Source organism: Streptomyces sp. NPDC057271 (assembly GCF_042668715.1).
In the GTDB taxonomy this organism is placed as follows: Bacteria; Actinomycetota; Actinomycetes; order Streptomycetales; family Streptomycetaceae; genus Streptomyces.
The window spans coordinates 57085-66139 of the sequence record NZ_JBHUYJ010000037.1 but is presented as its reverse complement, the minus strand read 5'-3'; the positions used below and the strand labels follow the sequence as shown (position 1 = coordinate 66139).

Annotated in this window: 7 protein-coding genes and 1 pseudogene; 3 read left to right on the top strand and 5 right to left on the bottom strand. The window is 71.2% G+C overall.

The window, feature by feature from the left end:
• The 3 genes from ACFUJR_RS18980 to ACFUJR_RS18970 all read right to left on the bottom strand — a co-directional run.
• Positions 1 to 283: DUF6114 domain-containing protein (locus ACFUJR_RS18980; protein WP_383450554.1), on the bottom strand; the 283-nt coding region annotated here is incomplete at its 3' end.
• Between the two features lie 2 nt (positions 284 to 285).
• On the bottom strand, positions 286 to 957 hold the full coding sequence (locus tag ACFUJR_RS18975) for a DUF6230 family protein (protein WP_383181451.1): 672 nt from the start codon (positions 955 to 957) through the stop codon (positions 286 to 288).
• Between the two features lie 208 nt (positions 958 to 1165).
• On the bottom strand, positions 1166 to 1960 hold the full coding sequence (locus tag ACFUJR_RS18970) for a TetR/AcrR family transcriptional regulator (protein ID WP_383181454.1): 795 nt from the start codon (positions 1958 to 1960) through the stop codon (positions 1166 to 1168).
• Positions 1961 to 2350: 390 nt separating this feature from the next.
• On the opposite strand from ACFUJR_RS18970, the gene ACFUJR_RS18965 reads away from it, so the two are divergent.
• Positions 2351 to 3004 carry a Tat pathway signal sequence domain protein gene (locus ACFUJR_RS18965; RefSeq protein WP_383181457.1) on the top strand — a complete coding sequence of 218 codons (654 nt, stop codon included), beginning with the start codon at positions 2351 to 2353 and terminating at the stop codon, positions 3002 to 3004.
• On the opposite strand, the gene ACFUJR_RS18960 is transcribed toward ACFUJR_RS18965, so the two are convergent.
• Together ACFUJR_RS18960 and ACFUJR_RS18955 are read right to left on the bottom strand one after the other, a co-directional pair.
• A complete protein-coding gene (locus ACFUJR_RS18960) occupies positions 2997 to 3185 on the bottom strand; it encodes a hypothetical protein (protein ID WP_383450557.1) in 189 nt (62 codons plus the stop codon). The genes ACFUJR_RS18965 and ACFUJR_RS18960 overlap by 8 nt on opposite strands.
• A 17-nt stretch (positions 3186 to 3202) precedes the next feature.
• A pseudogene (locus ACFUJR_RS18955) lies at positions 3203 to 4376 on the bottom strand (glycoside hydrolase family 30 beta sandwich domain-containing protein); the annotation flags it as partial.
• A 462-nt stretch (positions 4377 to 4838) separates the two neighbouring features.
• Here ACFUJR_RS18955 and ACFUJR_RS18950 point away from each other — a divergent pair.
• Complete coding sequence (locus ACFUJR_RS18950) at positions 4839 to 5822, top strand: LacI family DNA-binding transcriptional regulator (RefSeq protein WP_383171947.1); 984 nt, start codon at positions 4839 to 4841, stop codon at positions 5820 to 5822.
• Positions 5823 to 5975: 153 nt separating this feature from the next.
• Complete coding sequence (locus ACFUJR_RS18945) at positions 5976 to 9029, top strand: glycoside hydrolase family 3 N-terminal domain-containing protein (RefSeq protein ID WP_383171949.1); 3054 nt, start codon at positions 5976 to 5978, stop codon at positions 9027 to 9029.
• The last annotated feature ends 26 nt before the right edge of the window (positions 9030 to 9055 follow it).

The window sequence follows — 9055 nt, the reverse complement described above, 5'->3', positions numbered from 1 at the left end:
GGTTGAGCACGATCAGAGCCCCGCACACGATCATGATGACCGGCAGAACGTAGCCGACGAGGCTGTCGGCCCCGGCCGCGAGGACCACGGAGATGCTCGCCTGCTGGGTGAGGAGGATCTCTCCACCACCGAGCATGATCATGACCCCGGGGCCGAAGGGGCGGCGGTGGCGCCATCGGCCGAAGGCGCGCCAGGGGTGCCGGCCGGCGCCTCCCGGTGAACCGGCAGCCGCCGGGGCCGGTGCGGCCGGGTTCGACGATGACGCCGGTGACGCCGGTGCCATCGTCAGCAGCCCTCGGACGCGAAGCTCATGTGCAGGTCGGGCAGCGTGAAGCGGGTCGCCGTCGTGGCGTAGTTGGTCTGGTGCACGTCGGTGATGGTGACGGTGTCGGCCTGCTGGCCGAAGACGCCGAGCGGACCCTTGACGGGCGGCTTGTCGAAGGTGCTGGCGTCCCCGCCGATCTCGATGTTGTCGAAGGCGGCGAGCTTGCCGGAGATCTCGGTGGAGTCCGTGGTCAGACCGGTCGCCTTGACCGGCGTGCCCCGGTTGCCCGCCGTGATGCGCAGATGGGTGCCGCCCAGTTCCACGCTCTGGCAGAGGTTGGTCAGTTCGGCCTGGCGGATCGCGGTGACGATGACCAGGACCTGGCCGCCGGTGTCACCGGCGTTCGGGCTGCCTTCGGGCATGGTGTCCAGGGCCCCGAACTGGCCGAAGCCGGTGCCCTTGAGAGTGTCGGCCTTCACCGTGAACGGCATGCCGGAGATGGCGAACTGGGCGGCGAGGGCTCCCTGGGCCGTCAGGACGACGAGGGTCGCGGCGATCGCGCAGGCGGGGGCCGCCATGAGGGCGGAGCGTCGGAAACGGACGCGGCCGCGGCGCCGGAGTTCCTCGGCCGGCGACAAGGAGCGGGCGGGGGTGGGCTCTTCGGACAGGGTGGGGCCTTCGGACAGGGCCATGAGGTGCTCCTGACAATGACGAGGAAACAGACCTGTTGGCGGCGGTGTCCTGGCGCGGACGGTCCCCTGACCCGCCCGGGTCTTCCTCGCGTCTCGTGCACGGAGGCGGCCGCGTGGCAGGGAACCTTCTGGACCGTAAGCCCGTCGTTACTGCCCAGTCAACTACCGTGCAGTAGAGAGGTGTCGGTGGTGCGCGAGGTACGGGACGTCACGTACAGGTGCCGACGTCAGCCCCACCGGACCCGCCCACCCCGGCCGACACACCGGACCCGACGGTCCTGCCGGTCCTGCCGGTCCCCGCGGTCCCGTCGCCCTCGTCGGTCGCGAGGCATGTGCCGGTGAACGGCGAGACGACGACGTGCACCAGCGTGTCCAGCAGACGCGGCAGCTCTCCGGTCCGGTCCTGGTCGACCGCGCGGTGCACCGCCGCGTGGACGGCTCCGACGACGGTGTCCACCAGCTCCGCCCGCTCCACCCCGGACGGCGCGGGCGGCGCGTCGACGAAGAACCGGCGGAAACTGGCCAGAAGTTCGGCCCGCGCGCGGCGCCCGGCCGGGCCCGCCGACTCGATCTCGACGACCATCCGCGCGAACGCCGGGGTCTGCGACAGCAGCGCCAGCATCGTCCGCAGCCCGGCCCGCACGGCCGCCGGCCAGGAGGCCGCGCCGCCCGCCTCCTCGTACGGCCGCTGCATGGCCCGCACGACCATCTGCGTACCACTCCGGTACGCGGCGAGGACCGCGTCCTCCTTGCCCGTGAACAGGGCGTAGAACACCGGCCGGGTCACTCCGGCGGCCCGGCAGATGTCGCTGATCCGGGCACCGGCGTACCCGTGCGCCGCCACCATCCGGGCCACCCCGTCGAGCAGCCTCTCTCGCTGCCTCGACGCCACCTGTTCCGGCGTCAGCCGCCGCGGGCCCGGGCGCAGGGAGCGTTCCGGGTCGCGGCCCGTACGCGCGCCGGGCAGGACCTGCCACTCCTCGGTCGGACGAGCACCCTTCACCGGCCACATCCCCCCGGGGCTGTTGACGTCACATACTCGACAGGTTTACAACCCTGATGGGTTTTCCTCTCGTGTGTGCGGTCGGCGGCCCGGTCCCCGGGGACGCGGACCCACCCGTCACCGCACACCGGACTGCACCGCACACAGCACCGTGTATCACGCTCTCGTCGCGTCCCGCGACATCGTCGGGCCGATCCGTGGCGCCGGATCGGTCCGACAAGAGATACCCCTTGCTCTGCCTGTCCCGTTCGAGCCGCACCCTTCCCCCGCCACCGGCTGCCGCTGGCCACTCACGCGTGCCCGCACCGGGGCGATGTCCCCACATCACCCGGCAGAGCCGGGTTCCACCACCGCCATCCCTCGCCATCCTGGTACGAAAGGACCCCCACCATGAACAAGCGTGCCTTCTTAGCCTCCGCCGGAGCGGCTCTCGCCGCCGTGCTGGCCGTCACCCACCCGGCCGGTGCGGCCGGCACGGTGCTGACGACCGGCAGTGCGAGCGGCCCGTCGGTCGCGGTCGGCGATGTCCTCGCCGCCTCGCTCGCCGCCGGCACCACCGCCAAGATCGCCACCACGTCGGGTGGCAGCAGCGGCATCACCTGCAAAGCCTCCGCCTTCAGCGCCACCGTCACCAGCAACCCCGCCGCGCCCGGCACCGCCACCGAGACGCTGACGTCCCACACGCTGAGCACCTGCACGACCAACATCGTGGGAGCGACGGGGGTGCAGAGCATCACCGTCAACAACCTGCCCTACACCACGGCCGTCACGTCCGGCGGTGCGCTCACCGTGACCGCCGGCAGCACCGGTCCCATCCAGACCACGCTGAAGATCAACACGATCCTGGGTGTGACGACCTGCGTCTACCGGGCGACGAGTCTGACGGCGACCCCGTCGAACGCCGACAACTCGCTATCCTTCTCCGACCAGCGCTTCACGAAGGCCACCGGGCCCGGCACCTGCCCGGCGAACGGCTACTTCACCGCCAAGTACGGTCCGGTCCAGGACACCACACAGGCCGGCGCTCCCGTCTTCGTCAACTGACCCCGGCGCCCGTCGCCCCAGGTCCGTCCGGGAGCGCGCTCGACGCGCTCCCGGACGGAAGCCGGGCGACGGTCCACTTGGCCTGCGTGGACAGGGAGCTGAGCACCTTCGCCGACTCCTCGGCGATGGCGTCGAGCAGGCACCTGGCGTGTCCCGTCGTCGCGCGTGGCCTCCTCGGCACGGGCCAACACGTTGCCAGGTCAGGCGCCACTTCTGGTCGGCCGCTCCTGTGCAGTCCCAGATCTGGACTTGCGTACCGTTCGCCGAGGAGCGGTCCGAGGCGTCCAGGCACTTGCCTCCGAGACCGACGAGACCCTGGGTGGCGCTCTGGTCGCCCGCCCAGGTGAACGTGGCGGAGGTCTTGCCGGGGAGGGTGTACGTGTAGTGCTGCGCGCCCCGGTTGACGGTGACGGGCCGCGCGGCGGTGGAGTCGTTGTAGGCGATGAGGGCCTTCGAGCCGTCGGTGTTGCGCCAGGCGACGTTGGGGACGGTCGAGCTGCCGGTGGAGGCGATGCGCCGTGCGCCGGGCCGTACGAACTTCGTGAGGTGGCCCATGGTGTAGTACTCGATCGTGTAGTCGACCTGGCCGTGGCGGGCGTCGCCGTTGTGGACGGTGATCAGTCCGTCGCAGGTGCCGCAGCCGCCGTTGCGCGGGCCGCGGTTCTGATCGACCGCGAGGGACCACCTGGTCACCGACTTCGCCCGGTTCCGGGTGTATTCGATGATGTTCGTCATGTCCTCGCGCTGCTGGTTCGCGATCCAGGTGCCGCCCGAGTACTCGGTCTGGAAGGCGTCGAACTGCGGGTGGCGCCCCGTGGATCTCGGTCTGCTTGGCGACGTTCCCGCCGTAGCCGTGCCAGGCGACACCGCCGAAGTTCGGATGGCTATGGACGTCGGGGTCGTCGACGGTCCGGGCGGCGTACGCGTCGTAGGTGTCCCAGGCGGGGGCGGTCCAGGGCGACGCGACGAGGGTGAGCGCCGGATTGAGCTGCTTGGCCTGCTTGGTGAGCGGCAGGGCGTCCCGCAGGGTCGTGGGCCAGGGAGAAGCGTGCGAGGGAGGGGTCGGTCTGGCCGGCCGGCAGGTCGTCGTACGTGTAGCCCAAGCGGGCCAGGTCGTTGCCGCCCATCGGGTTGCGTACGAAGGAGAGGCCGATGCCCTCGGTCGGTGAGAAGAGCTTCTCCATCGTCGCGTCCCGGGTGGCCTGGGGCAGCGCTCCGGAACCCCTCACCAGGGTCTGCTCGGTCCACGGGTGGCGTGGCGGCCGCCGGCGTGGTCGGTGGTGGTCAGCCAGATGTCCACCTGCTCGGCGGCGGCCCGCGCCGGGGCGGCGGAGAGACCGCCGAGGGCGGTGAGGCCGGAAGCGGCGGCCCGCGCCGGCGAGGAGGGTTCTCATCAGCCGGCCGGGGGCCTGTGGCTGTGGGTCGGACGGAGCATGTCGGTGCCCTTCTCGGCAGGGTGTGGGGGAGGTCCGAGAATCCGGTCGCGCGGGTCGAGCCGGGGCGGCCCGGACCGCGTCGCCTCGACCCGCGCCGAAGTCGGGCCACGTCGGGTCGGGTCGAGGCGCGTCGAGCCGCGGCATCGCACGGTGTCGCGCCGAATCGAGTCGAGAGTGAACGGGGCATCGGGTCGGCCGTCAAGGTGTGGCGCATTCATATCCTGAACACACGGCTGGAGTTGTGGGGTTCGGAGAGGAGTTTGGGACGTTGATGGTGTGAAGTCTTGACGGCAAGGCGAGGTGGCGGTTGACTCGCCGCACCGCGCCGGTACCGGTTCCGCAAGCGGTTCCGGAAGCGGTTCCGACACCGATGTCAGTCCCTCTACGCGGAGGCCCCGATGCGTGTCACGATCGCCGATGTCGCACGTCGGGCGGGTGTCAGCAAGACGACGGTCTCCCGAGTCCTGAACACCCGGGCCGAGGTCGACTCCACCACGGCCGCCCGTGTTCGCGAAGTGATCGATGTGCTCGGCTACGTCCCCAGCTCGGGGGCCGTCGGCCTGGCACGCGGCAGCAGCCGTACGATCGGCATGCTGGCGCCGTCGCTCACCTGGCCGTGGATGGGCGAGGTCCTCCAGGGCGTCGCCGACACCGTCGAAGCCGCCGGTTACGGCCTGTTGCTCTTCACCTGCAACCGGGGCGCCGACTCCGTCCGTCACTTCGCCGGCCAGGTCTCGGCCAGGGCGTTCGACGGGCTCCTCGTCGTCGAACCGGAGGGCACCCTCGACACGATCACCGCGATGCACCGGCGCGGACTGCCCGTCGTGCTCATCGACGACCGCGGCCACCACCCCGCGTTCCCCTCGGTCGCCACCACGAATCGGGCCGGAGGCGCGACCGCCGCACACCATCTCCTCTCCTCGGGCCGTACCCGGCCGCTCGTCGTCACGGGCCGTCGCGGCTTCGGGTGCGTACGCGACCGGCTGGACGGGTTCCGCGACGTCCTGCCCGCCGAGCTGGTCTTCGAGGGCGAGTTCACGGAGGACACGGGCCGCTGCGCGGTCCGGCGGGCGCTGGCCGAGGACTGGGATTTCGACTGCGTCTTCGCGCACAACGACCTCATCGCGGCGGGCGTCCTGGGGGCCCTGCGGGAGGCCGGGCGGAGCGTCCCCGAGGACGTCGCCGTCGTCGGCTTCGACGACATCCCCATGGCCCGGCACACCGAACCGGCGCTGACCACGATCCGCCAGCCCATGCGCCGGATGGGCGAGGCGGCCGCCGCGATGCTTCTCGCCGGTCTCGGCGGCGAGTCGATGCCGCGCGAGCCGGTCGTTCTGCCCACCGAACTCGTGGTCCGGCGCTCCGCGCCCACGCGCGGATGAGGCGCGTCGAGGGTCCTCCGCGTCCAGCCACGCCTCGCCTGGTCCGTCTCCGGCCGTCCCGTACCTCTCCCCTGACGCGTGGGTCCCTGCCTGCGCTCGTACGCCCTCGTACCCCCTGATCCGGTACATCCCTGTCCCGCACAAGGAGCCGCAATGCCACGAACCACGGCGGTGATCGCCGTCACCGCTCTGCTCGGCACTCTGCTCACCGGAGCCCTGCCGAGCGCCGCCGCCGACGAGCCGCCGCCGGTGGCCGTCGACCGGTTCGAAGGGGAGATCCCCTTCGCCGACCCGCCCGCGGAGGGCCTCTTCACCTGGGGCAGTGACGCCGACGATCCGCCGACGCTGCGGATCGCCGAGCGAGCGGACGCCCCGGAGGGCGCCAAGGTCCTCGAAGGCGACTACGACATCAGCGGCTGGGGCGGGTTCAGCCATGACTTCGCCTTCGCCAGACCCGCCCACGACTGGACCGCCTCCAAGGGCATCCGCTTCTGGTGGTACGGCCAGAACACCGCTCCCCTGCCGCCGGGATCGGGCAGGCGCATCCACTTCGAGCTCAAGGACGGCGGGGCGAACGGCGAGGCCTCCGAGCTGTGGACCACCTCGTTCACGGACGACTGGGAGGGCTGGCACCTCGTCGAGATCCCGTTCGCCGACTTCCAGTACCGCGCCGACTACCAGCCGGTCGGCGGAATCGACCAGGTCCTCGGGCTCGACAGGATGTGGGGCTACGCCCTCACCCTGCCGCCCGGCTCCCCCGGCTCCTTCGCCCTGGACGGCGTGGAGCTCTACGGCAGGGCCGAACCGGCCCTGAACACCAAGGTCGTCACGGAGGCCGCCGTCCATCCGGTCGGCGAGGGCGGTACCGCGGAGGTGAAGGTCTCCGTCGCGACGACAGGCTCCACACCGCTCGCCGAGCCGGTCACCGTCACGTACGCGACCGAGGGTGGCAGCGCGCGGCCCGGCGCCGACTACACACCGGTCACCGGCACCCTCACCTTCCCGGCCGGCACGGCCTCCGGCACGTCCCGCTCGATCGCCGTGGTCACGAAGAAGGACCGGTCGGCGGAGTCGGCCGAGACGATCCCGCTCGCGCTGAGCGTGACCGGCGCCAAGGCTCCCGCGGAGAACCCGCTCGTCGTCGTGGACGCCCATGGTCTGCCGTACCTGAACCCGAAGCTTCCGGTGAAGAAGCGGGTCGCCGATCTGCTGGGGCGCATGTCGCTCGCGGAGAAGGCCGGTCAGATGACGCAGGCCGAGCGGAACGCGCTGCGGTCGCCGGGCGACATCGCCTCCTACGACCTCGGCTCGCTGCTCTCCGGCGGTGGCTCGGTGCCCTCGCCCAACACGCCGGCGGCGTGGGCCAGGATGATCGACTCCTACCAGCTGCGCGCGCAGGCGACCCGCTTCCAGATCCCGCTGATCTACGGCGTGGACGCGGTGCACGGGCACAACAACGTCATCGGCTCGACGATCATGCCGCACAACATCGGCATCGGCGCGTCGCGTGACCCGAAGGTCGCCGAGCGCACGGGTGCCGTGACGGCGAAGGAGGTACGGGCCACGGGCATTCCGTGGGACTTCGCGCCCTGCCTGTGTGTCACGCGCGACGAGCGCTGGGGGCGTTCCTACGAGGCCTTCGGCGAGGACCCCGCCCTGGTGACCGCCATGGAGACCGTGATCAACGGGATGCAGGGCGCCCGGGACGGCCGGGACCTGGACCGTGACGACAAGGTGCTGACCAGCGCGAAACACTTCGTGGGCGACGGCGGGACGGAGTTCGGGTCCTCGACCACCGGCTCGTACACGATCGACCAGGGCGTCACGAAGGTCACCCGGGAGGAGCTGGAGGCGGTGCATCTCGCGCCGTTCGCCGAGGCGGTGAAGCGCGGGGCGGGCACGGTGATGCCCTCGTACTCCTCGCTCGACGTCCTGGGCGACGACCAGGGGCCGGTGAAGATGCACGCCAACGCGGAGATGATCAACGGCGTCCTGAAGGAGCGCATGGGCTTCGAGGGGTTCGTGATCAGCGACTGGCAGGCCATCGACCAGATCCCGGGCGACTACCCGAGCGACGTGCGGACGTCGGTCAACGCCGGGCTGGACATGATCATGGTGCCCACGAACTACCAGGACTTCACGCGGACCCTCAAGGACGAGGTGACGGCCGGTCGCATCGGACAGGCGCGGATCGACGACGCGGTAGGGCGGATCCTGACGCAGAAGTTCAGGCTGGGCCTCTTCGAGCGGCCTTACGCGGACACCTCCCATCTCAACGAGATCGGTTCCGCCGGGCACCGTGCGGTGGCGCGCGAGGCCGTCGCCGCGTCCCAGGTGCTGCTGAAGAACGCGGGCGGGGTGCTGCCGCTGAAGAAGTCCCAGAAGGTGTACGTCGCCGGCTCCAACGCCGACGACATCGGCAACCAGGCGGGCGGCTGGACGATCAGCTGGCAGGGTTCGTCGGGGCGGACGACGCCCGGTACGACGATTCTCGAAGGGATGCGGAAGGCGGCGCCCGGGGCGGAGATCGCGTACTCCGCAGATGCCTCGGCCGCCATGGACGGCTATGACGTCGGCGTGGTCGTCGTCGGTGAGACACCGTACGCGGAGGGGTTCGGTGACGTGGGCAACGGCAACGACCTCGAACTGACCGCCGCCGACAAGGCGGCCGTCGACAAGGTCTGCGCCGCGATGACCTGCGCCGTCCTCGTCGTCTCCGGCCGCCCGCAGCTCATCGGTGACCGACTCGGTGCGATCGACGCCCTGGTCGCCTCGTGGCTGCCGGGCACGGAGGGGGACGGCGTCGCGGACGTCCTCTACGGTGCGCGCCCGTTCACCGGGCAGCTCCCGGTGACCTGGCCGAGGTCCGAGGTGCAGCTGCCGGTCAACGTCGGCGACACGTCGTACGATCCGCAGTTCCCGTACGGGTGGGGTCTGACCACGCTCACGGCCACCCCCGCCGGCGGGGACTCCGCGCTGCGAGCCATCGGCGTGGCCGCGAAGGTCCTCCAGGCGACGGGCCGCGGGACCTCGGCGGAAGGCAGGGCGCTGCTCGGCAGGGCACGGTCGATCGTCCAGCAGAGGATCGGGGAGAACATCACGCAGGCCACGGCGAAGCCGTTCGCCGAGGCGGACCACCTGCTCCTGACGGGTGATCTGACGGGTGCGGTGGCGAAGTTGAGGGCGGCGTACAAGGCAGCCGGCTGAGTCGTTCACGGACCCAGGGGGGTAGG